Raw genomic sequence first — 23,792 nt, forward strand, 5'->3', positions numbered from 1 at the left:
TCAGTTGCCGGTCGCCTTCTGGTACGCGGCGACGTCGGCGTCGAGGTCGGCCAGCACCGCGTTCCAGTCCGGCACCCAGATCTGGACATCCTTGAGCACGGCGCCCGGCGTGTTCGGGGCGGGCGTGCCGGCGGCGACGGTACGGATACTGTCGCGGACCGGGATACCGAGCGCATCCGGTTCCACCGTCTTCTGCACCTCATCGGAGAGCAGGTAGGCCAGTAGCTTCTTGGCTTCCTCGGCGTGCGGTGCACCCTTGGTGACGCCGGCCACGTACGGCAGCGACACCGTGGTGCGGGTGCCGTTGTGCGCGGGGATGACGATGGCGAACGTGGACCCGTCGTCCTTGATGGAGCCGAGGTTCATCTGCACATCGCCGTTGGCCACCAACAGTTCTCCGTTGCTGACCTTGGGCTGTAACTTGCCCGTCGACGACGACGGCCCGACGTTGTTGGTCTGCAGCTTGGCGAGGTAGTCCAAGGCACCCTGCTTGCCGAGCAGATGTTGCAGAAGGACCAGCACGGCGGTGCCGTCACCGGCCTGTCCTGGCGTCGAATACTGCAGTTTGCCCTTGAACTCCGGTGCCAGCAGGTCATCCCAGGTCGCCGGGGCGGGGGTGGCGGCCGGGTTGACGATGAAGCTCAACGCGTTGTCGACGATCGGCACGTAGCGATCCTGCGGTCCGACCTGATCCGCGGCGATACCCGAGGTATCGGCCCCGCTGGGCACCAACAGCCCTGACGCGTCGGCCTTCTGGATGAACGGCGGCAGGGTCACCAGCAGGTCGGCCTGCGGGTTGGACTGCTCCTTCTCCACCCGGGAGACCACCTCCCCGGATCCGGCCTCGACCAGGTTGACCGCGATACCGGTGTCCTTGGTGAACTCGGCGAACCGGCCCTTGTACCAGCTCGCCAGCCCGTCGGCGCTGTACACCGTGAGGGTGGTGCCGCTGCTGGAGCCGCTGGACCCGGTCCCACCGCAGGCGGCGGTGAGGGTGGTGGCAGCGAGGGCCACCACCACCGCGGTGGCACGAAAAGCGTTGCGCAGAAACATGATGTCCTTCACGGGTCAGCGGGAGGTCAGGAGCAGATCGGCGAAATCGACGACGGAGCCCACCACGTGGGTGGCCCCGGCGGCGCGGAGGTCTTCCTCGCTGTGGGCGCCGGTGAGGGCACCGGCAGCGATGGCGGCACCGGCACGCAGCGCGCTCTCGACGTCGGTACTCGTATCGCCGAGCACGGCGACGTTGTCGACGCTGTCGGCCTGCAACCGCATCAACGCGGTGAGCACCAGGTCGGGGTACGGCCGGCTACGCACGCCGGCGCCGGGCGCCAGCACCAGATCAGCGAGTTGCTGCCAGCCCAGCGCCGCCAGCAGCTTGTCCTGGGTGACCGCGGAGAACCCGGTCGTCAGCGCCACCTTGACCCCGGCCCCGCGAAGTTCGGTGATCGCCTCGGCCGCACCGGCGATGGGTGCGGCGTGACCGTTGTCGATCAGTTCGGCATAGGCACGCTCGAACTCGTCATTGGCACGCCGGGCGCGGTCCTCGGTACCGAACAGGGCGCGGAACACCACGATCTTCGACTGTCCCATGGTGTCCAGGACGTATTGGCGCGCCCGGTCGCGTTCGTCGCCGTCGGCGGGCAGTCCCGCTGCGGTGGCGGCGGCCTCGAAGGCGCTGACGACCAGTCCGTCATCGGCGACCGTGGTTCCGGCCATGTCGAGGACGGCGACCTGAATGGTCTTGTCCGGCATATGTTCTCCCTACATTCCGATGAGATCGGCGGTGTGTTCGGCGATGGCGGGCCCCAGCGTCATACCGCGGCCGCCCGGGCCGGTGACCACCCATACGTTGTCCTCGGGCGAGGTCCGGCACACCAGCTGGTGAGGATCGGTGCACTGGCTGTAGACACCGGCCCAGCGCTGCCGGATGGCGGGCAGCGGCCTGCCGAGGAACTCCTCGACCCGCGCCGCCAGGTAGGCATAGGGCTGTGTGCTCACGTCGAAGGCGAACGGTTCGTCGTACTCGTGGGTGTCGCCGATCGTCAGACCGCCGTGCAGGCGTTGCACGCAGAGCAGTTGCATATGCCCGTCGGCGGCGATCGGATCCTGAGGTTCGTTGCGGCGCAGCGCGTCCAGTGCCGGTCCGGCGAAACCCGGGTAGTAGCGGAAGCTGTCGGCATCGGCGACGGCGGTGGCGAGCGCCTCACCCAGCGGCTCGGTCTGCATCATCTGCAGGCGCACCCGGCGAACCGGAAGGTCACCGGCGAGTTCCCGGACCAGGCCCGCGTGGACGGCACCTGCGCACACCACGACCAGGTCGGCGCTGTGGCGTTCGCCGCGGTCGTCGCGCACCGTCAGGCCGTCCACCGATCTGGCCTCCACGCCGGGCAGGAAGGTGTATCGCCCTGTGCGCACCAGATATTCGCGGATGGCGGGCAGCGCCTGCCTGGATTCGACGACGGCATCCCGCGCGCAGTGCAGACCTCCCAGGAAGGTGCCGCGCAACGCCGGATTGAGGGCACGTACCTGCTCAGGGTCGAGCAGGGTGAACCCGCGGTGGTCGGCATCGCCGCGGTCGACGGCCTCGCGGGCCACCGCCACCTCGGCGTCGGTGCGCAGCAGGGTGATCGAGCCGGCCGCCCGGAATCCGATCCCGGGGATCTCGGCGCCGAGCTCTTCCCACAGCTCACGCGACCGCAGGGCGGCGTCCAGTTCGGCGGTGGAGCGGCCGGACACCCAGACCAGGCCGAAGTTGCGCACCGTGGCACCCCGGGCCTCGGTCTCCCGCTCCAGGTGCAACACGGTGTGCCCGCGCCGGATGGCCTCCACGGCGTGGGCGGTGCCGAGGATGCCGCCACCGATGATCGTCACGCGCATGGTGGTTGACCATGGCCCCTCGCCGCGACCTGCGCCCGACCTGATCATGTTGGGGTGCCGAATACTGAGTGAACAATTGGTATAGACCAAACTGGGGTAGTGTTGGGCCATGCGGGTTCTCGACGAAACAAGCCTCGAGGAAGTGCACACCGTGCTGCGCTCGTTGCGCGGGGTGTGGGACGAGGAGTCCGTCGACGAGCTGGACCATGCCCTACAGTCCGCCGCCAGGGCGATGGAGGACACCGCCGATGACGAGTTGGTGCTCGCCGCCGCCCTGCACGACCTGGCGCACAGTCCGCTCATCGATGCCGGGCCGGAACACGACGCGGTGGCCCGCGCATGGCTGACCCCGCGATTCGGCGAGCGTGTCGGCTGGCTGGCCGGTGCGCATGTGGCCGCCAAGCGCTACCTGGCGGCCACCGATGCCGGCTACGCGCCGTCCCAGGTGTCGATGCTGTCGCTGGCGAGCCAGGGCGGGCCCGGTGTCGACCCCGTATTCGTCACACACCCGTGGTGGCCGGATGCGTTGCGGTTGCGCCGTTATGACGATGCCGCCAAGGATCCCGGCGCCCGGGGTGCGACCATCGAGGATGTGCTGACCGTGGCGCGGCGGGTGCTGCACCGATGACCTCCCCGTCTTCCCGACCGGTGCCCAAACCGTACGTGGTGCGCACCGGGCTGGACGAGATCCTGGCGGCTCTGCACGAGGGCGATGCGGTGCCGCCGGAACGCGAACTGGCGGTGCGGTTCGGGGTGGCCCGCGAAACCGTCCGGCAGGCACTGCACGAACTCCTGGTCGAAGGCCGTATCGAACGGCGCGGCCGCGGCACCGTGGTGGCCGCCCCGAAACTGGTGCAACCGTTGTCGCTGCGCTCCTACACCGAAGGCGCCGCCGAACGCGGCCGCGTTCCCGGGCGCCTGCTGGTGAGCTGGGAGGACATCGAAGCCGGTCCGGAACTCGCCGCGGCGCTGGCGATCACGCCGGGCAGCATCGTCATGCAACTGGAACGGGTGCTGCTCGCCGACGGACGCCGGATCGGGCTGGAGAGCACCTACCTGGCGTCCAGGCGGTTCAGGGCGTTGCGCACCACCTTCGACCCGACCACCTCGCTCTATGCGGCGATCCGGGCCACCGGTGTGGTCTTCGGGTCGGCCACCGAACGCATCGAGACCGCGCTGGCCTCACCGCGTGAGGCGGGCTTGCTGGACACCACGACGGCCATGCCGATGCTGCTGCTGCACCGCCGCTCCCTCGACCCCGACGGGGTACCCATCGAAACGGTGCGCGCGCTCTATCGCGGTGACCGGATCGCTTTCGAGACCTCGTTGTCGTAATACAGAATTGCCGTAATACTGTGCGGGTGCCCAGCCCCGTACCCGATGTCGTGTACCACCCCGATCTGGCCCGCATCGCGCGTTTCATCCCGCGCCGCCTGGTGGGCCCGCAAACTGCCCCGGTGATGCAGTACCTGTCCCGGCGGATGGGGCGCTCCGTCCCGGACGGGGTTGAGGTCCTGACCCTGAGTTCCGGGGTCACGCTGCGCCTGCACCGCCCGCGCGGGGTGGCCAAACCCGGCCCCGCTCTGCTGTGGATGCACGGCGGCGGCTATGTGTTGGGCAGCCCGGCGCAGGACGACAAGTTGTGCCGGCGCTACGCCGGCGAACTGGGCGCGACGGTGGCCGCCGTGCAGTACCGGCTGGCACCACAGAACCCGTACCCCGCCGGCCTCGACGACTGCTACGCGGCGTTGACGTGGCTGGCGCAGCTGCCCACCGTCGACCCGTCGCGGTTGGCCATCGGCGGTGCCAGCGCCGGCGGCGGGATGGCCGCCGCGTTGGCCCTGCTCGCCCGGGACCGGGGCGAGGTGCCGCTCGCCGCGCAGGTCCTGGTCTACCCGATGCTCGACGACCGGACCGTGGGCCCGGAGTTCGACGATCCGGGGCACCGGCTGTGGACCCAGGGCAGTAACGGATTCGGCTGGCGGGCCTATCTGGGCGGGGCGGATCCTGAGGTGGCGGTCCCCGCGCGCAACCCGGACCTGTCCGGGCTTCCGCCCGCCTGGATCGGCGTCGGCACCCACGACCTGTTTCACGACGAGGACCTGGCCTATGCGCAGCGCCTGCGCGAGGCGGGGGTCCCGGTCGAGGTCGAGGTGGTCGCGGGGGCGTTCCACGGTTTCGATGCGATAGCGCCCAAAACCGCAGTGTCACAAGACTTCATCGGAAGTCAGATTGCGACACTGCGGCGGGCGTTCACCGCTGCGCCCTAGTCGCTACTCTCGGACGACGTTGTCCTCGAACACGATCCGGCCGATCAGTTCGTAGCGGCGCGGGTCGCGCAGCCGGAAGTAGGTGGCCAGCGCGGCCCCGAGTACGAACAGTCCGACCACGATCCACGGTGTCAGCTTGAACAGCAACGTGCCCGACGCCGCACCCGCAGCGGCGTCCTTGTGCTCCCAGAGCAGGTACACCACGTACAGCATGCCGATACCGCCGAGCAGCGGCGCGGTGAACGTCTTGAACCAGTGGGCGCTGGACGGGTGGTTCTTGTGGAAGTGGAAGTACGCGATGACCGAGAAGGCGCAGAGTGACTGCACCACCATGATGGCCATGGTGCCGAGGATCGCCAGCAGCGTGTACATGTGCACGTAGGGGTCCATGCCCGCGAAGAAGAAGGCCAGGATGAGCACCAGCGTGATCCCGGTCTGCACGAACGACGCGACGTGCGGCGATCCGTGCGTCGGGTGCGTGGCGCCGATGGTCTTCTGCAGCCGCAGCGACAGGCCTTCCCGGCCGAGTGCGTACAGATACCGGGACGCGCAGTTGTGGAACGCCATACCGCAGGCGAACGATCCGGTCACCAGGAGGATGTTGAACACCGTGATGGCCCATTCACCGTAGGTGCCGCGCACCGGCCCGAAGAAGATCTCCGATGACGTCGCGGGATCCTGGGCCAGCTCGACCGATTGCTGCGGACCGGTGCCCGCGATGGCCATCCACGACACGAACACGTAGAAGAGGCCGACGCCGATGACGCTGATCATGGTGGCGCGCGGGATGATTCGCTTGGGATCCTTGGACTCCTCGCCGTACATCGCGGTCGACTCGAATCCCACCCACGACCAGAAGGCGAAGAACAGGCCCAGTCCGGCACTGGCCCCGGCGACCGCCGCCGGGGTGAACGCACCGATCGGATTGAGCGTCTCGGCCACGGCAAACCCTTCGGGGCCACCACCTTTGACCAATACCGCCAGCGCACCCAGGGCCAGCATGACGATCTCGGTCACCAGGAACACCCCGAGTACCTTCGCCGTCAGGTTCACGTCGAAATAGGTGAGGATGCAGTTGAGCGTGAGCATCAGCAGCGCCGGGATCAGCCAGGGCACCTGGATGTGCAACTGCGAGGCGAACAGGTTCTGGAAGAAGAACGAGAAGATCCCGATGAGCGACGCCTCGAACACGATGTAGGCCATGGTGATCAGCAGGCCGCTGGCCATACCGATGATGCGCCCGAGACCGTGCGAGATGTAGCCGTAGAAGGCACCGGTGGCCGTGATGTGTTTGGCCATGGTCGCGTACCCGATGGCGAACAGCCCGAGGACGACGGTCGCGACGATATAGCCGGCCGGGGCATGTGAACCGTTTCCGAATCCGACGGCAATCGGGACATTGCCGACCATCGCGGTGATCGGCGCCGCGGTGGCCACCGCCATGAAGATGACGCCGATGGTGCCCACTGCGTTGCGCTTCAGTCGTTGGACGTCACCAGCGCCGTCAGCTGGTCTTTTGGTAGGTGGTGCGACGTTCTCAGTCATCGATGGACGTACCTTCCACGCGTGAAGAGGGCGGCTCGATGTGGCGCACGCCACAGCCGGAACCTCTCGTATATTGGCACTACCAATTGATTGGCGCAAGACCCAATCTGGGCCATTGACACAATTGGTCCTACCGTTTTACGGTGGGCGCCGTCACCGCTTCCCAGTGACGGCAGAGGAGCCGCATGTACGACTACGGCACGTTCTCATTCGCTTCGAAGACCGAGGTGCTCGAGCGCGCGAAGACGTTCTGGAACCCGGACAAGACCCAGTTCTGGACCGACTCGGGTGTCGATCTGGTGATCGACCGCCGTGAGGGGTACTTCCTGTGGGATATGGGTGGGCGCCGGCTCATCGACATGCATCTCAACGGCGGCACCTACAACCTCGGTCATCGCAATCCCGAAGTGATGCAAGCAATCACGGAGGGCATGACGCATTTCGACGTCGGCAACCACCACTTTCCCTCGGTGGCGCGCACCGCGCTGGCCCAGCGCCTGGTCCAGACCGCCCCGGCGTCCATCAAGAAGGTGGCCTTCGGGTCCGGCGGTGGTGAGGCGATCGATATCGCGCTCAAGAGTGCCCGGCACGCCACCCAGCGCCGCAAGATCGTCTCGATCGTGAAGGCCTACCACGGTCACACCGGACTGGCGGTCGCCACCGGCGACGACCGGTTCGCCAAACTCTTCCTGTCCGACAACCCCGATGAGTTCCTCCAGGTGCCGTTCAACGATATCGACGCGATGGAGCGGGTGCTGGCCTCCGGAGACATCGCCGCGGTCATCATGGAGACCATTCCGGCCACCTACGGATTCCCGCTTCCCGCACCGGGTTACCTGGAAGCGGTCAAGGCGGCCACCGAGAGACACGGCACGCTCTACATCGCCGACGAGGTGCAGACCGGACTGATGCGGACCGGCGAACTGTGGGCCATCACCAAGCACGGGATCGAGCCGGACATCCTGGTGACCGGCAAGGGCCTGTCCGGTGGCATGTACCCGATCACCGCGGCGCTGCTGGGTGACCGGGCCGCACAGTGGCTCGATCAGGACGGTTTCGGACACATCTCGACATTCGGCGGGTCCGAACTCGGTTGCGTCGCCGCGATCAAGACCCTGGAGATCAGCTGCCGGCCCGAGGTGCGCTCGATGGTGCACTACATCTCCGACCTCTTCGACCACGGGCTACGCCGCATCCAGGCCGGCCATCCGGACTGGTTCATCGGCATCCGGCAGAACGGCGTGGTGATCGGGCTCGAGTTCGACCACCCCGAAGGCGCCAAGTTCGTCATGCGGGAGCTCTACGAGAACGGGGTGTGGGCCATCTTCTCGACCCTGGATCCCCGTGTGCTGCAGTTCAAACCGGGCCTGCTGCTCTCCCGCGAGCTGTGTGAGGACGTGCTGGACCGCCTCGACGTCGCCGTGGCCCGGGCCAAGACCGCTGCGCGGGGAAGGAAGAACACATGACCAGCACCGCACAGGCGGGCCACATGCTCGAACGGGCCCGATGGGCGGCCGCCGCCTACGCCGAATACGACGCGACAGCCGTGACGGCGATCGTGCATGCGGTGGCCGAGGCAGCCCACGCCGAAGCCGAACGGTTCGCCGCCGAGGCGGTCGCCGAAACCGGGATGGGCGTGGTGGCCGACAAAGTGACCAAGAACCGGGCGTGCTCACGGGGCATCGTCGACCACTACCGCGGCGAAGACTACGTGACACCGCGCATCGACGCCGCCCGCAAGATCGTCGAACTCCCCCGCCCCGCCGGGGTGGTGCTGGCCCTGACGCCGACCACCAATCCCGTGGCCACCGTGTACTTCAAGACGATCCTCGCCCTGATGACCCGCAATGCCGTCGTCATCGCGCCGCACCCGCGGGCCGCCCACTGCTCGGCCGGCGCCGCCCGGGTACTCGCGGAGGCGGCGGTCGCCGCGGGCGCACCGGACGGCGTCGTGCAGGTGGTCGAGGAGCCGTCGATTCCGCTGGTGCAAGCGCTGATGGCCGATGACCGCACCGATGTCATCGTCGCCACCGGCGGAACGGGCGTGGTCCGCGCGGCGTACTCGTCGGGCAACCCGGCACTGGGGGTCGGGCCCGGCAACGTGCCGGTGTTCGTCGACGCCAGCGCCGATGCCGCCGCAGCCGCCATGCGCATCGTGGACAGCAAGGCCTTCGACAACTCGGTGCTGTGCACCAACGAATCCGTGCTCATCGCCGAGGATTCCATCGCCGACACGCTGCGCGGGGCCCTCACCAGAGCCGGGGCGCACCTGCTCGACGAGGACGGCGCACGACGGTTGCGGGCCTACATGTTCGCCGACGGCCGGCTCAACACCGAGGTCGTGGGCCGGGACGCCGCGTGGATCGCCGGACAGGCCGGTCTGCGCGTCACCCAGAAGACCAAGGTGCTCATCGCTCCGTTCGGCGATGTGATCGCCGAGGAGATGCTGGCCCATGAGAAACTCTGCCCGGTTCTGGGGATGACCACCGCAGCCGATACGGCACGCGGTATCCGCGCGGCCCGGGCCGTGGTGCGCATCGGCGGTGCGGGTCATTCGGCGGCCATCCACAGCGAGAACCCCTCGGTGATCGCCGATTTCGCGGCGCAGGTGCCGGTGCTGCGGGTGTCGGTGAATGTCGGTAACAGCACCGGCAGCTCCGGCCTGGACACCAACCTGGCACCGTCGATGACCATCGGCACCGGATTCGTCGGCCGCAGTTCCATCGGCGAGAACTTGGCACCGCAGAACCTGATCAACTGGGCCCGCATCGCGTACAACGCCGAAAACGGGGTTCCGATAGGCGATTTCGGCGGCATCGTGCCGTGGCAGACACCGACGGGGCCGGTTCCGGCGTACCCGCGGGCCTCCAACGATCGCGGCGCGCCCGTGACGCCGCCGCGGCCGGCATACCCCGCACCGGCACGCTCGACCGACCCGAATCTCGATGCCCTGCGCGCCGAACTGCGCGCCCTGGTCGTCGAAGAACTCGCACAACTGATCAAGAGGTAGATCCGTGGCTGAACTTCGTTCCTTCATCTTCATCGACCGCCTGCAGCCGCAGACGATGTCCTACCTGGGTACCTGGATCAAGGGTGCGTTGCCGCGGGCGAACCAGGCCGCTCAGATCATCGAGGTCGCCCCCGGCCTGGACATCGAGGGCGTCACCGACGTGGCGCTCAAGCATGCCGAGGTCAAGGCCGGAATCCTGGTGGTGGAGCGGCAATTCGGCTACCTGGAGTTCCACGGCGAGACGGGTGCGGTGCAGGCCGCCGCCGACGCGGCGCTGGATTCGCTGCGGGAATCTCGACGCGATGACTCGCACGCCGCGGTGCGGCCGACCATCCTGGCCTCCCGGATCATCTCCAGCATCGACCATCAGCACGCATTCCTGATCAACCGCAACAAGATCGGTTCCATGGTGCTGGCCGGCGAATCCCTGTTCGTGCTCGAAGTGCAGCCCGCGTCCTACGCCATCCTGGCCACCAACGAGGCCGAGAAGGCCGCCGACATCAAGGTCGTCGACTTCCGGATGATCGGTGCGACGGGGCGGGTCTACCTCTCCGGCACCGAGGCCGACGTCCGCCAGGCCGCGGACGCCGCCCGCGATGCCCTGGCCCGAGCGTGAGCATGGACCGCGACGAGCTCCGCGCGCTGGTGCGGGAGGTGGTGCGCGAAGCGGTCCGGGATGTCGGCATCGGTATCCGGACCGCCCCACCCTCGCCGCCCGCGAGTCCCGTTCAGCCGGCCGGCCCGGAACCCACCGGTCCGCGCGCGGCCGATGAGCGCCACCGTACCGAGACGGTGCGACTGACCACCGATACCGACCTGGACGGCTTCGTGCGAAAACTGCTGCGGCTGTTCGAGAATCCGAAGACCCGGGCCGACCTCAAAGCCGGCCGGCTGCGGTTTCGGCTGGGCAACACCACCCACGCCACCCCCACGGGTGCGGTGCACCGCGTGCACAGCGGCGCGGTGACCGAACGACACATCGCCGACCTGGCCGGCGGCACGCTGGTCCTCGGCCGCCGGGCCGTGCTCACCCCGCTGGCGCGGGAGAAGGCGCGGATGCTCGGCATCACCATCACGAAGGAGCGCACATGATCGCCCCAGCGACGAAGGAGCGTCAATGATTTCAGCGACCGTGACCGGCAACGTCTGGTCCACCCGCCGCGTGGCGGGGATTCCGGCGGGCGCCTTCCTGGAAGTCGAGGTCGACGGCGGCAGCAGCCTGATCGCCTTCGACGTCCTCGGTACCGGCGTGGGCGAGCGCGTCCTGATCGCCCAGGGGTCGGTGGCCTCGAGCTGGTTCACCGGCACACCACCCCCGGTGGACGCACTCATCATCGGATCCATCGATACCCATCCCAACAAATAAGGAGAACAACCATGTCCAGCAACGCAATCGGTCTCATCGAAACCAAGGGCTACGTGGCTGCGCTGGCCGCCGCGGACGCCATGGTCAAGGCCGCCAACGTCACCATCACCGATCGTCAGCAGGTCGGTGACGGCCTGGTCGCCGTCATCGTCACCGGCGAGGTGGGCGCGGTCAAGGCCGCCACCGAGGCCGGCGCAGAGACGGCCTCCCAGGTGGGCGAACTGGTCAGCGTGCACGTCATCCCGCGCCCGCACAACGAACTCGGCGCACACTTCGCACTCGCCGGCAAGTAACCCCATGCCGACCGAAGCGCAGGAGCACACGCGGATTCACACCCAGATCCGCGTCTACCTGATGGTGGAGGACCTGCAGCGCCAGTTCGCCGCCTACCTCGGCACCCCGACCCGGGCCCGGGGCTATCCACCCTATGCCGGTGAGCACGCCCTCATCGTGGAGGTGTCGCCCGCGTTGGCGATCGAGCGGGTGATCGATCTGGCGCTGCGCGAGGTACCCGGCATCCAACCGGGAATCCTCTACGTGGAACGGCAATTCGGTGTGCTGGAGATCCATTCGGCCGATCTGGACGAGGTGCGCCGCGCCGGCGAGGCGATCCTCGCGGGCACCGGCAACAAGGCGTCCGACCAGCTCCGGCCGCGGGTGCTCTATCACGACATCATCACCGATATCACCGATCAGCACGCGGTCATCCTGAACCGCAACCGGCAGGCATCGATGATCCTGCCCGGGCAGTCGCTGCTGGTGTACGAGATGACCCCGGCACTGTTCGCCGCGGTCGCGGCGAATGAGGCCGAACGGGTGGCGCCCGGGCTTACCGTGGTGGATGTGCAGATGATCGGCGCGGCCGGGCGGCTCTACATCGGCGGCAGCACCGCCGAGGTGACGGCGGCGCGCGATCGGATCACCTCGGTACTTGCCGGGATCGAGGGACGGGACCACTCGTGATCGCCGACGACCGCGCGGTGGCCGAACAGGCGCGGGCGCACTACGACATCTCCCCCGGTGCGTCACTGCGGCTGCTGAACCTGTCGGAGAATGCCACCTATCTCGTCACCGACGGTGACCGTCGGTCGATCCTGCGGGTGCACCGGCAGGACTATCACCGGCCGCACGAGATCGAGTCGGAATTGGACTGGCTGGCCGCGCTGAAAGCCGAGGGTGACGTCACGGTGCCGACCGTGCTGCCCGCCCGCGACGGACGCCGGCTGGTCACCGTGGACGGCCCCGATCCCCACCGAACCCCTCGCCATATCGTGCATTTCGGGATGGTCAACGGAGTCGAGCCGGACGAGAACACGCTCACGCGTGAGGACTTCCACACCCTGGGCCGGATCACCGCTGCGCTGCACGACCACGCCAGGTCCTGGACCCGGCCGGCCGGCTTCGGCCGGTTCTCCTGGGACTGGGAGCACAGCCTCGGCGCAGCCCCGCGATGGGGCCGCTGGCAGGACGCCGAGGGGGTCGGTCCAGCCGAGCGGACCGTGCTCGAGCGGGCTCAGACGCTGCTGCGGCACCGGCTCACCGAGTACGGCACCGGGCCCGAGGTCTACGGGCTGATCCACGCCGATCTGCGGCTGGCGAACCTGCTGGTCGACCCGGACGGATCCCAGATCACCGTCATCGACTTCGATGACTGTGGATTCGGCTGGTATTTCTACGATTTCGGCACCGCGGTGTCCTTCATCGAGGACGATCCGGCGCTGCCGGAATGGCAGGACTCCTGGGTGAGCGGCTACCGCACGCGGCGCGAGTTGGCCGCCGCCGACGAGGACATGCTGGCCTCGTTCGTCCTGCTACGCCGGCTGCTGCTGCTGGCCTGGATGGGCAGCCACAGCCACACCCGGGAATCCGCCACCAAGGCGATCAGCTATGCCGCCGGCAGCTGCGCGCTGGCCGAGCGGTACCTGACCTCCGATGGCCACACATTGAACTTCTGAAGGGCACCACCATGTTCACCTCACTACAGGGCCGCACCGCGATCGTGACCGGCGGCAGCAAGGGGATCGGCCGCGGGATCGCCGAGACGTTCGCACGTGCCGGCGTCGACGTCGTGATCACCGGCCGCAACGCCGACGATCTGGATCGCACCGTCGCCGCGCTGGCCGGTCTGCCCGGCCGGGTCAGCGGGATCAGTGCCGACGTCGCCGACCCCGAGGATTCCCGCCGGGCGGTGACCGAGGCGGTCCGCAGGTACGGAGGCGTCGACATCGTCTGCGCCAATGCCGGGATCTTCCCGTCGGGACGGCTGGAGGACCTCACCCCCGACGATATCGAGGCGGTGCTCGCGGTGAATTTCAAAGGCACCGTGTACATCGTGCAGGCCGCGTTGGCCGCGCTGACCTCCAGCGGACACGGCCGGGTGGTGATCACCTCGTCGATCACGGGACCGATCACCGGTTACCCGGGCTGGTCGCACTACGGTGCCAGCAAGGCCGCCCAGCTCGGCTTCCTGCGCACCGCCGCCATGGAACTCGCCCCGAAGAAGATCACCGTCAACGCGGTGTTGCCGGGCAACATCGTCACCGACGGGCTCGGCGAAATGGGCCAGGAATACCTCGACCAAATGGCATCGGCCGTGCCCGCGGGCCGGCTCGGTTCGGTGGCCGATATCGGCAACGCAGCACTCTTCTTCGCCACGGACGAGGCCGCCTACATCACGGGACAGTCGCTGGTCGTCGATGGTGGGCAGATTCTGCCCGAATCGCACCTGGCTATCGCCGAACTCTGAGACACCTGCGGCTAGAATTGGCTATACCAATAAGACCGGCGGGGTCGCACGGCTGACAAGGGGGCGCGGGTGGCAACTCACAGCGAAGAGTTGCGGCGCCGGATCGTGGCAGACGTGAATGCCGGCACACCCGGAGCCAAACTCGGCAGCGAACGGGATCTGGCCGAGCGCTACGGCACCAGCAGGTCCAGCCTGCGCCAGGTGCTCGCCGCGCTGGAGGAGGCGGGTCTGGTGCACCGGGTGATCGGCCGGGCCGGCGGTATCTTCATCAGCCACGGACAGGTCGAGCGCAATCTCGCCGACGTGGTCGGGGTGCCCGCGTTCCTCGCGCACCAGGGCTACGTCGCCGGCACGCGGGTGCTGTCGACGAAGATCGGCGTGCCCGACCACGGCACCCAGCACGCGCTGAAGCTCGGACCGAACGATTACGTGGTCGAGATCCAGCGGGTACGGCTGGCCGACGGGTCGCCGATCTCGTTGGAGCACGCGCAGTTTCCGGCCGACACCGTTCCCGGACTGCTGGAGCAGCCGCTGCGCGGATCGCTCTACGAGATCCTGGAATCCGAGTACGGACTGACGGCCGGGCGCGCGGTGGAACGCATTGAGGCGGTGAGCGCGACCAATGACGAGGCCACCCTGCTGGGCATCAAGCCCAAAGCGGCGCTGCTGCTGATCACCCGCGTGACGCACGATCAGAACGGCACTCCCTACGAGTACTCCCGGGATCTGTTCCGCGGGGATCGCACCGCACTGGCCGTCACCGCACAGGGGCGCGGTCTCGCGGGCGCCGACGGTGAGCCGGCATCCATCAGTTTGCAGCGTCAGACCGGCTGACCTCCCCGTTCGGAGAATCTCATTCTCCGATTCGGCCAACGAGGTATTGACCTTGGGGTCGCCACAGTGCTAAGCAGGTGCTCAGCATAGTGGCGCGCCTCTGCGCCGTGGCACGACGAGAGGGTCGACGATGACGCTGCAGGCGGTTCTGGACGAGATTCGGACGCGCCCCGGGACCGGCGAGGTCATCCCGATCATCGACCCGGTGACCGAGGAGCAGATCACCGAGTTCACCGACTGCGGGGAGGCCGGGGTCGACGAAGCGGTCACCCGCGCCAGGGCGTCCTTCGAGGCCGGGGTCTGGGCCGGGCTGCCCGGCCGCGAACGCGCCAAGATCATGTGGCGCATCGCGGATCTCATCGACGAGCACGCGGCCGAGTTCGCCGAAATCGACTCTGCCAACACCGGAATGATGAAACTGCAATCCGAGATGGTGGTACCCACCTGCGCAGAGTTCTTCCGCTACTACGCCGGCTGGTGCTCCAAGATCAACGGCACCGCCTATGACGTGAAGACCACCGGCATCGCCGCCGACAGCTACGTCGACATGCACGCGTACACCCTCAAGGAGCCCTACGGCGTCGTCGGGCTGATCTTCCCGTGGAACGGGCCGATCTTCAACGCCTGCGCCAAGATCGCTCCCGCGCTGGCCGCCGGGTGTAGCAGCCTGGTGAAACCCGCTGAGGAGACCCCACTTTCGGCACTTCTGCTGGATCGCCTGATCCATGAGGCCGGCGTGCCGGAGGGTGTGGTCAACCTCATCACCGGCTATGGACACACCGCGGGCGCAGCGATCAGCGCCCATCCCGATGTCGAGAAAGTGGCCTTCACCGGATCCACCGAGGTCGGCAAGATGATCGTGGCCGCCTCGGCGGGCAACCTCAAGAAGGTGATGCTGGAACTCGGCGGGAAATCACCCGTGCTGATCTTCGACGACGCCGATCTGGACAAGGCCATCTTCGGCGCGGCGATGGGCATCTTCGTGCATTCCGGCCAGGGCTGCGTGTGTGGTTCGCGAATCTTCGTACAACGAGGGGTGTACGACCAGGTCGTCGAAGGCATCGCCGGCGTCGCGAATTTCATGAAGTACGGTGGCCCGAGCGAAGAGGGCGTCATGAGCGGCCCGTTGATCAGCGCCAAACAGCTCAGCCGCGTCCTGGATTTCATCGAGGAGGGCAAGCGCGACGGTGCCGAGGTGGTCACCGGCGGACACCGGCTCGACCGCAAGGGCTACTTCGTCCATCCGACGGTGCTGACCAATGTCGATCCCGGTATGCGGCTCTATCAGCAGGAGATCTTCGGGCCGGTGGTGTCGATCATCCCGTTCGACGAGGAGGACGAGGCCATCGCGATGGCCAACGACACCACCTACGGGCTCGCCGGCACCGTGTGGACCACCAATATCAGCCGCGGTCACCGGCTGGTGAAGCGGTTGCACGCCGGCAGCGTGCAGATCAACTGCCAATTGGTGTTCGACCACGATGTGCCGTTCGGCGGCTACAAGCAGTCCGGCTGGGGCCACGAGTTCGGCAAAGAGGGCCTCGACGGTTACTTGAAGACCAAGTCGGTCTGGGCTGCGCTCTAGTCCACACCGCTAATCCCGGCCGACCACCTGACCGTCGATGATGGTGGCCGCCACCCACTTTGCGTCCAGATCGCGCAACACATCCTCGGGCGGGCCGGCCAACACACACAGATCGCCGGGCGCACCGGGCGCCACCGTCCGGGCCCGGGTGGGCTCGGCCGCGTCGCCGAGGAACAGCGCCAGCGCGGTCCGCGCGTCGATGCGCTCCCGCGCCCCCAGCACGGCGCCCGACGGGGTGAGACGGTGCACGGCCGCCCGTAGCGCCGCCCACGGGTTGCCGTCGCCGAACGGCATATCGGTGGAAAGCGCCACCGGCACACCGGCTTCCAGCAGCGAGGCCAGCCGCCACAGGTCCTGGTGTTCCTCGGCCGGTACGTCGGCGAGGTACTGATCGCCGCGTTCGGCGACGAAGTTGGGTTGGGTCACCACGGTGACCCCCAGCCCGGCGAGCACGTCGAGCTGATCGTCGGGCACCACCGCCGCGTGCTCGATGCGGTCACCGGGATGCACACCCGCATCACGCAGCGCGGCGAGGCTGACGACCAGTTGGGCGGCGGTCACACAGTGCAGCGCCACCGGTGCGTCCTCGTCGTGACGGCGCCCGATCCAGGCCGTGAGTTCGCCGAGATCCAGATCCTCGTCGTGCAGGATGCGTTTGCCGGGGGCGAGATGGTGCACGTGCTGACGCAGGCCGCCACGGCGGTGCACCTCGGCCAGCACCACCATATCGGTGATGTCGAGATCCGGTGTGGCATCGGTGATTCCGGTGACCCCGTACCGGCTGAGGCGCCGGCTGAGATCATCGACGGCGGTATCCCGCCGTTTGAGCGCATCCGACCAGGACCGGTCGGCACTGCGCAGCCGGCCGTCCGGATGATCGGCGAGCCCGACAGCCGCCAGGCCGGCCGAGTTGAGGGTCCACAGGACACCGCTGCGGTGCTGGATCCGGACCGGCACCGAGGGCGCCAACGCGTCGAGTCCGTCCCGGTCCAAGGAGCCGGCCACCGCCTCGTGGTAGCCGATGGCCCGGATCCAACCGTCATCCCCCACCTCGGCAGCGGCCAGCACCCGGGCCAGATCATCGCGGTCGTGCACCTCGCCGACGCCGACGCGCAGCGAATCTGCCGCGGCGGCAGCCGAATGCACGTGCACATGGTGATCATGCAGACCGGGGATCACCAGGCCGAGCCCGGCGTCGAGCACCTGTTCCCCGTCGGCGGGCTCCAGCGCCGGGGCGACCTCGGTGATCCGGGAGTCCACCCGGATATCGACGACATCGCCATCCAGCAGGGTTGCACGCCGAATCAGCATGACACGGACCACCTTTCCTCGACCAATCTGTGAACTCGGGCGTTATCGGCCCCCAACTCCGGTGCGGGGCAACCGGGCTCCGGTGCCGCCGCGCGGCGGCACTCGCCCCCGAGGCCCGCGTAGCGCGCCGCCGTCGCCGCCATCGAGATGTCGATGAGTTCTCCCCCGCCCCGGCTCAGGGATTCGGCCACCGCATCGGCCGCGTGCAGACCGGTCAGCGGGTCGGCGAGGGCGTCACCGACGAAAACCGGCCCGCCGCCGTCATATCCGACCAGCGCGCCGGATACCGCGGCGTCATCGCCGAAAGCCACCCAGTCCGCTCCCACACCGTCGCCGCCGTGCCCGGTGATCCGCAGCCATACCCGGCCATCGCGGGGTGCGACGGTGTCGGGGTCCAGCCCGCGCCGCCGGAGCGCGGCCGGCCGCGAGGCCTCGATCACCACATCGGCCACCGCAAGCAGCCGGTGCAAGGCCTCGGTGTCATCGAAATCGACTGAATAGGACAGCTTTCCGCTGTTCATCCAGTCATAGAAGGCGGCCGGCCCGGCGCGGGTGCCATCGGGGCGGCGCGGGCTCTCGACCTTGACCACGGTGGCGCCGGCGGCCCCGAGCAGGTGCCCGCACAACGGGCCGGCCCACATCGACGACAGGTCGACGACCAGCAGATCGGCCCACGGCCGGATCCGCGGCGTCCCGGTGCGGTGCAGTCGCGGTGCGGCCGCTGCGGTTTCACCGAGCAGGGCGGCGGGCAGACCGAGCAACCGGGCTCGCCCGACGGCCTCGACGGCGCCGTGCCGCTCGATCCAGGACTGCACCGCCTGCCACGGATCGGTGATGGCATCGGCGCCGACCAGTGCGGGCACCGCGTCGAGATCGTCGGGGCGGGCCAGGGTCAGTGCGCACCAGCCGTCCGCCCCGCGCAGTAGTCGGGTGGCACCGCCCGCGGAGAACCTGCCCCGGGGCGCCCAGCCCAGCTGCACGGCACGGCCGGTGAGCACCTGGGTGGCATCGACGGGGACGCCGGTACGCAGCGCGAACCGGTCGGCGATCTGCTGGGCGCGTGCGCAGATCTGCTGCGGAACACCCACCTCGGTCATCCCGCCATCTTGCCCCGGCGCGCCGCCGAGGCGCGCCGGTTCAGGCGTGCAGGGCGGTGAAACGCCAGTCCAGCACCTGACGGTCGGGCTCGCCCACCGCGTAGACCAGCGATCTCAGCCCCAGTCGGCCGTCGGATCCCACCGTCTCGACATGCAGTTCGCTGAAGAGCGTGTCGCCCTCGTGCACGGGGCCCGTGTGATCGCAGGATTCCCAGCCCAGCACCGTGAGCACGTCGGGCAGCAACCGGGCAGCCTGTGCCAGGGCCAGACCGATGGTGTGCCCGCCGTAGACCAGGCGCTGCCCGCCCGGGCGCCAGTCATGATGAGTGGCCGCGATATTGAGCGACAGCCGGGCGAGTTCCGGGGCACTGGACACCACATCCGCCGTGCTGGACAGGACCGCCCCCGCCACGGGTCGACCGGAGGTCCGGACTGCGTCCACCGTCCAGCCGGCCGTCGGATCCGGCGGCACCTGCTGTCCGGCGCCGATCGCGGTCAGATCGTCGGCGTGGCCGGTGTCGGGCGCGTCCGGGGACAGCGGCAACATGGCGCAGCGGTAGAAGTCCAGCACGGACCGGCCGGCTTGGTCGACGGTGGTCATCCGCAGCGCCGCGAGCCCGGTGGCGGCGCGACCGGGTTTGGCGGAGTTCTGGCGCAGTCCGACCACCTCGGTCCGGGTGGTGAGGGTGTCACCGATGACCGGGAAGCGGTGAAAATTCAAGCCCCGATAGAACAGATTGGCCTTGACCCGCTGGGTCACCAGAGTGGACTGACCGATCGCGATATCGCACACCAGACCGGGGTGGGCCAGTGGGCCGGCGGCCCCGGTCACCGCCCGGCTCAGTTCGGCGTCCAGGGGCAGGCGCAGCCGGTCCCCCAGGATGGCCTGATGGGTCGCCGCCGCACCGGAGGTGAGTGTCATCGACGGCGCGGTGTCGAAGACCTGGCCGACCCGCAGATCGTCGAAATACGGGCCACCCGGCGTATGCGCAGTCACGGCCCGCACTCTAGGTCAGGGGTGGGTGGGCTCCCCGGTCACCCGGTGGTCGGCGTGGTTGAGACCCTCCTGCACCAGGCGACTCAGATGCCCGTCGCGCAGCCGGTAGAAGACCCGGCGCCCGTCTTTGCGGGTGTCCACGAGCCGGGCGAACCGCAGTTTGGCGAGATGCTGGCTGATCGATGTGCGGGACGCTCCGGTCGCGTCCGCCAGTGCCGTGACATCGGCCTCGCCCTGGGCCAGCAACCACAACAGGTGCAGTCGGGTGCGGTCGGCCAGCATGCCGAAGGTCTCACTGGCGATATCGAGCCGTTCCCGATCGGGTGCGGCCTCATGTACGAGACTGGGCGACTGACCTGGCTTCGGTCCCCGTTCCCCCGAGACCGGCTGCCTGCCCATCGACCCTGTCCTTCCGTGCGATTCGCACCGCGGCCAACGCCGCGAATGTAGCGAGGATAGCGAGAATCGAGGCGGCGGCACCCTGATCGACGGTCGCGCCCACCCATCCGGCCACCGGATAGGTGATCAGGAATCCCGCATGTGACAGCGAGAACTGCGCGGTGAAGACCGCGGCGCGGTCCGCACCGGCGTTGCGCCGCAGCAGCCGGCCCGTCGGTGTGTTGATCATCGACGTCGCCGCACCGAGCACCACCCACAGCAGGGCCAGAACCGGCCAATCGACAAGGCCGGCCACGAGCACAACGGCAGTCACACCGAGGCCGGCCGCCGCGAGGCCGGCTCCCGTGAGCATCAACACCCGGTCCGGGTACACACCCAGCAAGCGCGGGAGCAGCAGGGCCAGCGCCATCGACCCCGCGCCGTAGCAGGCCAACAACAACGCCACCTGGGTGTTGTCACCCCCGAGCAGGTCCCGGACATAGACCACTGTGTTGACCACCACCAGCGCGGTGGCCGACGCGACCACCACGTTCATCGCGAGAAGACTGCGTAATTCTTTGCTGCGCATCATGATCCGCATCCCCGCCAGCACGCGTACGTACAGCGGCGCGGGCGCCGCCACGGCCGCCGGCGACGGTATCGCGGTGGTCAGCACCAGGGCCATCGACACCAGGAATCCGGCGCCGGTTCCGACGAACAGGCCGTCATAGGCGATCACCGTGAGCAGTGCCGCGGCCAGCAGTGGGCTGAGCAGCGATTCCAGGTCATAGGCCAGCCGGGTCAAGGCCAGACCTCTGGTGTAGTCACCCTCGTCGGTGAGCACATCGGCGAGGACCGACTGGAATGCCGGCGTGAAGGTGGCAGACGCCACCTGCAACACGAACACCAGCAGGTAGATCTGCCAGACCTGGTGCACCCAGGGCAGCGACACGGCGACCAGCGCGCGCACGATATCCGCCCCGACGAGCACCGCCTTGCGGGGCAGCCGCGCCGTCACCACCGACATCACCGGCGCCGCAAAGACATACGCGAACATCTTGATGGCCAACGCGGTGCCCAGCACCGTGCCGGCAGCGCCGCCGGCCAGTTCGAAGGCGAGCAACCCGAGCGCGACGGTCAGCAGTCCGGTGCCGGCCAGCGCGGTCCCCTGGGCGACGTAGAGTCGCCGGAAGACGCGGTGCCGCAGGACCATGCGACAAGTATGACCTATATGTGCGCAGTTGCGCACATATAGGTCGTCAGGCCGTCGGCCCGATCTCGTCGACCAGGCCCCACGCCCGCGCGGTGCGGGCGTCGATGGTGCGGCCGGACAACACCAGATAGGCGGTGCGCCAGCGGCCGATCCGCCGGGTGATGCTCACCGTGCCACCGGCACCGGGGATGAGCCCGAGAGCGAGTTCGGGCAGCCCGAGTACCGCATCCGGGTGGCACCGCACGTGCCCGCAGTACGCGGCCATCTCCAGACCGCTGCCCAGCACCTGACCGTGCACCACGGCACGACAGCGCGGCCCCAGCCGGCCGGCGAGTTCATCGAGCACCAGCGCCGGGCTGTACCTGGTGCGCGCCAGATGTGCACTGGCCGGATCGTCGAAGGTGCCGAACTCGGCCAGGTCACCGCCACTGCAGAACGACCGGCCGTTGCCCGTCAGCACCACCTCGGTGATGCCGTCGTCGAGCCGGGCCACCTCGAGCGCTTCCAGCAGCGCCGCACGCGCATCGGTGGTGAACGCGTTATGCCGTTGCGGACGGTTGAAACGCACGAACAGGGTGTCCCCGGCGCGTTCGGCCTGCACGGGATCGGGCAGGACCGGCAGCTGCACGGGCCCGCGGCCGGCCAGCCAGCGGCTGAATTCCGGACCTGCCTGCAGCGTCGAATACGCCAGCGATTCGGTGATCACTCCGCCGAATGCCGGGGCCGCCGGGTCCAGGGCACGCAGCACGTCATCGCATACCGCGGCGGCCTGCGGCCAGCGCGCGCAGCGTCCGGTCAGCTCGGTGACCGCCTGTTCCACCGAATCGACGGTGATCAGCCGCGGGTCCTCGGCGGAATTCTCGGTGAGCGTGAAGGTCAGATGATCAGCGGGCGCGCCGGTACCGACGAGAATGCCTGCCGGCAGCGCCAGTTCGCTCACGAGTACTTGTTTATCAGCTCCTGCTTGTAGAGCTTGCCGGTGTCGGTGCGCGGCAGCTGCGCCTCGAACGAGATCGACCGCGGGCACTTGTAGTGCGCCAGGTTGTCCCGCAGCCAGGCGAGGAGCTCCTGCGCGAACTCCTCGGTGGCATCGTCGGGATCGACGGTCTGCACCACGCCCTTCACGCTCTGGCCCATCTCGGCGTCGGGGATGCCGAACACCGCGGCGTCCATCACTTTCGGATGCGTGACAAGCACGTTCTCGGCTTCCTGCGGGTAGATGTTCACCCCGCCGGAGATGATCATGTGATGCCGCCGGTCGGTGAGGTAGAGGTAGCCGTCCTCGTCGAGGTAGCCGATATCGCCGACCGTCTTCCACCCCCGCGAATCACGCGCGGACTTGGTCTTCTCGGCATCGTTGAGGTACTCGAAATCCTGCCCGCCCTCGAAGAAGATCTCGCCCGCCGCACCGGCCGGCAACTCGTTGCCGGACTCGTCGAGGATGTGCACGATCCCGGTCATCGCCTTACCCACCGAGCCGGGGTGGGTCAGCCACTCCTGCGCACTGATCAGCGTGGCACCGATCGCCTCGGAGGAGGCGTAGTACTCGTCGACGATGGGACCCCACCAGTCGATCATCTGCTTCTTGATCTCCACCGGGCACGGTGCCGCAGCGTGCATCACCCGCTGCAGGCTCGAGACGTCATAGGAGCGGCGGACCTGCTCGGGCAGTTTCAGGAAGCGGGTGAACATCACCGGGACGAACTGCCCGTGCGTCACGCCGTGCTTCTGGATGGCATCCAGCGCGCCCTCGGCGTCGAACTTCTCCAGCACCACCGTCGTGATGCCACCGGCCTGCGCCTGCATCGACCACACCGACGGCGCGGTGTGGTACAGCGGCGCCGGGCTCAGGTACACCGCGTCGGGATTCATCCAGATGGACACCAGTGCCGCCATCAGTCCGGGCGTCTCCGAGGGCGGCAGATGCGGCAGCGCGCGCTTGATGCCCTTCGGCCGGCCGGTGGTCCCCGACGAGTACTGCAGCAGGTCCCCGTCCGTCTCGTCGTCGATCGGCGTCTCGGGCTGATCGGCGACGGCCGCCGGGTACTGCGCCCAGCCGTCCAGGTCGTCGGCCGTGGTGAGCAGCACGGCGGGTAGGCCGCTGGGCAGGTGCGCGGCCAGCTCGGCGCACACGTCGCGGAGCGCGGCGGACCCGACGATGGCCTTGGCCTCGCTGTTGTCGATGATGTAGGCCGCCTCGGCCGCGGTCAGATGGGTGTTGATCGGGACGTAGTACAGCCCCGACCGCCGCGCCGCCCACATGATCGTGTGCATGTGCTCGGTGTTCTCCATGAGGATCGCCACGGCGTCACCCTCGCGCAGCCCACGGCTGCGGAAGTAGTGGGCGAGCTGGTTCGCCCTGGCCTCCATCTCACCGAAGGTGACGACGGTGCCGGCCGGATACAGGATGACCGCGGGCTTGTCAGGGGTTGCGAGCGCGGTTTCACGGATCTGCATGGGCTGACTCTACGACGCGCCTCTTGACACCCGTCAAGTGGTGGCCGCCACACGTGCCGCGACCAGCTTCACCGGCCCATCCGGGCGGCCGCCGGCTCCGAAT

At 68.4% G+C, this 23,792-nt stretch carries 25 protein-coding genes; 14 read left to right on the top strand and 11 right to left on the bottom strand.

Going from position 1 to position 23,792, the window contains the following annotated elements; genetic code table 11:
• From H7J86_RS12930 to H7J86_RS12940, 3 genes are read right to left on the bottom strand one after another with little or no spacing between them, the layout of a single operon-like run.
• A complete protein-coding gene (locus tag H7J86_RS12930) occupies positions 1–1,053 on the bottom strand; it encodes a 2-aminoethylphosphonate ABC transporter substrate-binding protein (RefSeq protein WP_267291412.1) in 1,053 nt (350 codons plus the stop codon).
• Between the two features lie 15 nt (positions 1,054–1,068).
• The gene (locus tag H7J86_RS12935) at positions 1,069–1,755 is read right to left on the bottom strand and encodes a phosphonatase-like hydrolase (protein ID WP_267291414.1); all 687 of its coding nucleotides are present in this window, start codon (positions 1,753–1,755) and stop codon (positions 1,069–1,071) included.
• Positions 1,756–1,764: 9 nt separating this feature from the next.
• The gene (locus H7J86_RS12940) at positions 1,765–2,880 is read right to left on the bottom strand and encodes a TIGR03364 family FAD-dependent oxidoreductase (protein WP_267291416.1); all 1,116 of its coding nucleotides are present in this window, start codon (positions 2,878–2,880) and stop codon (positions 1,765–1,767) included.
• A 109-nt stretch (positions 2,881–2,989) separates the two neighbouring features.
• Here H7J86_RS12940 and H7J86_RS12945 point away from each other — a divergent pair, with 109 nt between their 5' ends.
• The 3 genes from H7J86_RS12945 to H7J86_RS12955 are packed head-to-tail and all read left to right on the top strand — an operon-like array spanning position 2,990 to position 5,150.
• A complete protein-coding gene (locus tag H7J86_RS12945; RefSeq protein WP_267291418.1) occupies positions 2,990–3,508 on the top strand; it encodes an HD family phosphohydrolase in 519 nt (172 codons plus the stop codon).
• Entirely contained in the window at positions 3,505–4,215 is a 711-nt protein-coding gene (locus H7J86_RS12950; protein ID WP_267291420.1) for a GntR family transcriptional regulator, read from the top strand. The genes H7J86_RS12945 and H7J86_RS12950 overlap by 4 nt, the downstream gene beginning before the upstream one ends.
• A gap of 26 nt (positions 4,216–4,241) precedes the next feature.
• On the top strand, positions 4,242–5,150 hold the full coding sequence (locus H7J86_RS12955; RefSeq protein WP_235633041.1) for an alpha/beta hydrolase: 909 nt from the start codon (positions 4,242–4,244) through the stop codon (positions 5,148–5,150).
• Between the two features lie 3 nt (positions 5,151–5,153).
• On the opposite strand, the gene H7J86_RS12960 is transcribed toward H7J86_RS12955, so the two are convergent.
• Positions 5,154–6,695, bottom strand: a complete 1,542-nt coding sequence (locus H7J86_RS12960; RefSeq protein WP_267291422.1) for an APC family permease — start codon at positions 6,693–6,695, stop codon at positions 5,154–5,156.
• 185 nt (positions 6,696–6,880) lie between these two features.
• Between H7J86_RS12960 and H7J86_RS12965 the strand changes: the two genes are divergently transcribed.
• The 11 genes from H7J86_RS12965 to H7J86_RS13015 all read left to right on the top strand — a co-directional run bounded on the left by H7J86_RS12965 (position 6,881) and on the right by H7J86_RS13015 (position 16,236).
• Positions 6,881–8,161 carry a class-III pyridoxal-phosphate-dependent aminotransferase gene (locus H7J86_RS12965; protein ID WP_267291424.1) on the top strand — a complete coding sequence of 427 codons (1,281 nt, stop codon included), beginning with the start codon at positions 6,881–6,883 and terminating at the stop codon, positions 8,159–8,161.
• On the top strand, positions 8,158–9,705 hold the full coding sequence (locus H7J86_RS12970) for an aldehyde dehydrogenase family protein (protein WP_267291426.1): 1,548 nt from the start codon (positions 8,158–8,160) through the stop codon (positions 9,703–9,705). Before H7J86_RS12965 ends, H7J86_RS12970 begins: the two co-directional genes overlap by 4 nt.
• A 4-nt stretch (positions 9,706–9,709) precedes the next feature.
• Complete coding sequence (locus tag H7J86_RS12975) at positions 9,710–10,321, top strand: BMC domain-containing protein (protein WP_267291428.1); 612 nt, start codon at positions 9,710–9,712, stop codon at positions 10,319–10,321.
• On the top strand, positions 10,318–10,797 hold the full coding sequence (locus H7J86_RS12980) for a hypothetical protein (RefSeq protein ID WP_267291430.1): 480 nt from the start codon (positions 10,318–10,320) through the stop codon (positions 10,795–10,797). The genes H7J86_RS12975 and H7J86_RS12980 overlap by 4 nt, the downstream gene beginning before the upstream one ends.
• A gap of 25 nt (positions 10,798–10,822) precedes the next feature.
• The gene (locus tag H7J86_RS12985; protein ID WP_090362986.1) at positions 10,823–11,071 is read left to right on the top strand and encodes a EutN/CcmL family microcompartment protein; all 249 of its coding nucleotides are present in this window, start codon (positions 10,823–10,825) and stop codon (positions 11,069–11,071) included.
• A gap of 11 nt (positions 11,072–11,082) precedes the next feature.
• Entirely contained in the window at positions 11,083–11,364 is a 282-nt protein-coding gene (locus H7J86_RS12990; RefSeq protein ID WP_090362988.1) for a BMC domain-containing protein, read from the top strand.
• 4 nt (positions 11,365–11,368) lie between these two features.
• Positions 11,369–12,034 carry a microcompartment protein gene (locus H7J86_RS12995; protein ID WP_267291432.1) on the top strand — a complete coding sequence of 222 codons (666 nt, stop codon included), beginning with the start codon at positions 11,369–11,371 and terminating at the stop codon, positions 12,032–12,034.
• The gene (locus H7J86_RS13000; RefSeq protein ID WP_267291434.1) at positions 12,031–13,026 is read left to right on the top strand and encodes a phosphotransferase enzyme family protein; all 996 of its coding nucleotides are present in this window, start codon (positions 12,031–12,033) and stop codon (positions 13,024–13,026) included. The genes H7J86_RS12995 and H7J86_RS13000 overlap by 4 nt, the downstream gene beginning before the upstream one ends.
• An 11-nt stretch (positions 13,027–13,037) precedes the next feature.
• Positions 13,038–13,817, top strand: a complete 780-nt coding sequence (fabG, locus tag H7J86_RS13005) for a 3-oxoacyl-ACP reductase FabG (RefSeq protein ID WP_187097759.1) — start codon at positions 13,038–13,040, stop codon at positions 13,815–13,817.
• A 69-nt stretch (positions 13,818–13,886) separates the two neighbouring features.
• Positions 13,887–14,651 carry a GntR family transcriptional regulator gene (locus H7J86_RS13010; RefSeq protein WP_090362992.1) on the top strand — a complete coding sequence of 255 codons (765 nt, stop codon included), beginning with the start codon at positions 13,887–13,889 and terminating at the stop codon, positions 14,649–14,651.
• A gap of 130 nt (positions 14,652–14,781) precedes the next feature.
• Positions 14,782–16,236 (top strand): aldehyde dehydrogenase family protein, encoded by a 1,455-nt coding sequence (locus H7J86_RS13015; protein ID WP_090362994.1) that lies wholly within the window; start codon positions 14,782–14,784, stop codon positions 16,234–16,236.
• Positions 16,237–16,245: 9 nt separating this feature from the next.
• On the opposite strand, the gene H7J86_RS13020 is transcribed toward H7J86_RS13015, so the two are convergent.
• Genes H7J86_RS13020 through fadD4 form a run of 7 tightly spaced genes read right to left on the bottom strand, consistent with a single transcriptional unit; the run spans position 16,246 to position 23,689 of the window.
• Positions 16,246–17,547, bottom strand: a complete 1,302-nt coding sequence (locus H7J86_RS13020; RefSeq protein ID WP_267291436.1) for an amidohydrolase family protein — start codon at positions 17,545–17,547, stop codon at positions 16,246–16,248.
• Positions 17,541–18,644: a CoA transferase gene (locus tag H7J86_RS13025; RefSeq protein ID WP_267291438.1), complete on the bottom strand. Its 1,104-nt coding sequence runs from the start codon at positions 18,642–18,644 to the stop codon at positions 17,541–17,543. Before H7J86_RS13025 ends, H7J86_RS13020 begins: the two co-directional genes overlap by 7 nt.
• A gap of 40 nt (positions 18,645–18,684) precedes the next feature.
• Positions 18,685–19,641, bottom strand: coding sequence for a MaoC family dehydratase (locus H7J86_RS13030; protein ID WP_267291440.1), 957 nt, complete (start codon positions 19,639–19,641; stop codon positions 18,685–18,687).
• Between the two features lie 15 nt (positions 19,642–19,656).
• Positions 19,657–20,040, bottom strand: coding sequence for an ArsR/SmtB family transcription factor (locus tag H7J86_RS13035; RefSeq protein WP_090362997.1), 384 nt, complete (start codon positions 20,038–20,040; stop codon positions 19,657–19,659).
• A complete protein-coding gene (locus H7J86_RS13040) occupies positions 19,973–21,232 on the bottom strand; it encodes an MFS transporter (protein WP_267291442.1) in 1,260 nt (419 codons plus the stop codon). The genes H7J86_RS13035 and H7J86_RS13040 overlap by 68 nt, the downstream gene beginning before the upstream one ends.
• 46 nt (positions 21,233–21,278) lie before the next feature.
• Positions 21,279–22,172, bottom strand: coding sequence for an enoyl-CoA hydratase/isomerase family protein (locus H7J86_RS13045; protein WP_267291444.1), 894 nt, complete (start codon positions 22,170–22,172; stop codon positions 21,279–21,281).
• The gene (fadD4, locus tag H7J86_RS13050) at positions 22,169–23,689 is read right to left on the bottom strand and encodes a fatty-acid--CoA ligase FadD4 (protein ID WP_267291446.1); all 1,521 of its coding nucleotides are present in this window, start codon (positions 23,687–23,689) and stop codon (positions 22,169–22,171) included. The genes H7J86_RS13045 and fadD4 overlap by 4 nt, the downstream gene beginning before the upstream one ends.
• Positions 23,690–23,792 lie beyond the last annotated feature (103 nt).

It is taken from the genome of Mycobacterium hackensackense (genome assembly GCF_025822555.1).
Lineage (GTDB): Bacteria > Actinomycetota > Actinomycetes > Mycobacteriales > Mycobacteriaceae > Mycobacterium > Mycobacterium fluoranthenivorans.

Bases quoted from the DNA above. Each gene is read 5' to 3' on its own strand.
- H7J86_RS12930 (WP_267291412.1), bottom strand. From the start codon at position 1,053: ATGTTTCTGCGCAACGCTTTTCGTGCCACCGCGGTGGTGGTGGCCCTC.
- H7J86_RS12935 (WP_267291414.1), bottom strand. From the start codon at position 1,755: ATGCCGGACAAGACCATTCAGGTCGCCGTCCTCGACATGGCCGGAACC.
- H7J86_RS12940 (WP_267291416.1), bottom strand. From the start codon at position 2,880: ATGCGCGTGACGATCATCGGTGGCGGCATCCTCGGCACCGCCCACGCC.
- H7J86_RS12945 (WP_267291418.1), top strand. From the start codon at position 2,990: ATGCGGGTTCTCGACGAAACAAGCCTCGAGGAAGTGCACACCGTGCTG.
- H7J86_RS12950 (WP_267291420.1), top strand. From the start codon at position 3,505: ATGACCTCCCCGTCTTCCCGACCGGTGCCCAAACCGTACGTGGTGCGC.
- H7J86_RS12960 (WP_267291422.1), bottom strand. From the start codon at position 6,695: ATGACTGAGAACGTCGCACCACCTACCAAAAGACCAGCTGACGGCGCT.
- H7J86_RS12965 (WP_267291424.1), top strand. From the start codon at position 6,881: ATGTACGACTACGGCACGTTCTCATTCGCTTCGAAGACCGAGGTGCTC.
- H7J86_RS12970 (WP_267291426.1), top strand. From the start codon at position 8,158: ATGACCAGCACCGCACAGGCGGGCCACATGCTCGAACGGGCCCGATGG.
- H7J86_RS12985 (WP_090362986.1), top strand. From the start codon at position 10,823: ATGATTTCAGCGACCGTGACCGGCAACGTCTGGTCCACCCGCCGCGTG.
- H7J86_RS12990 (WP_090362988.1), top strand. From the start codon at position 11,083: ATGTCCAGCAACGCAATCGGTCTCATCGAAACCAAGGGCTACGTGGCT.
- H7J86_RS12995 (WP_267291432.1), top strand. From the start codon at position 11,369: ATGCCGACCGAAGCGCAGGAGCACACGCGGATTCACACCCAGATCCGC.
- fabG (WP_187097759.1), top strand. From the start codon at position 13,038: ATGTTCACCTCACTACAGGGCCGCACCGCGATCGTGACCGGCGGCAGC.
- H7J86_RS13015 (WP_090362994.1), top strand. From the start codon at position 14,782: ATGACGCTGCAGGCGGTTCTGGACGAGATTCGGACGCGCCCCGGGACC.
- H7J86_RS13020 (WP_267291436.1), bottom strand. From the start codon at position 17,547: ATGCTGATTCGGCGTGCAACCCTGCTGGATGGCGATGTCGTCGATATC.
- H7J86_RS13025 (WP_267291438.1), bottom strand. From the start codon at position 18,644: ATGACCGAGGTGGGTGTTCCGCAGCAGATCTGCGCACGCGCCCAGCAG.
- H7J86_RS13035 (WP_090362997.1), bottom strand. From the start codon at position 20,040: ATGGGCAGGCAGCCGGTCTCGGGGGAACGGGGACCGAAGCCAGGTCAG.
- H7J86_RS13040 (WP_267291442.1), bottom strand. From the start codon at position 21,232: ATGGTCCTGCGGCACCGCGTCTTCCGGCGACTCTACGTCGCCCAGGGG.
- fadD4 (WP_267291446.1), bottom strand. From the start codon at position 23,689: ATGCAGATCCGTGAAACCGCGCTCGCAACCCCTGACAAGCCCGCGGTC.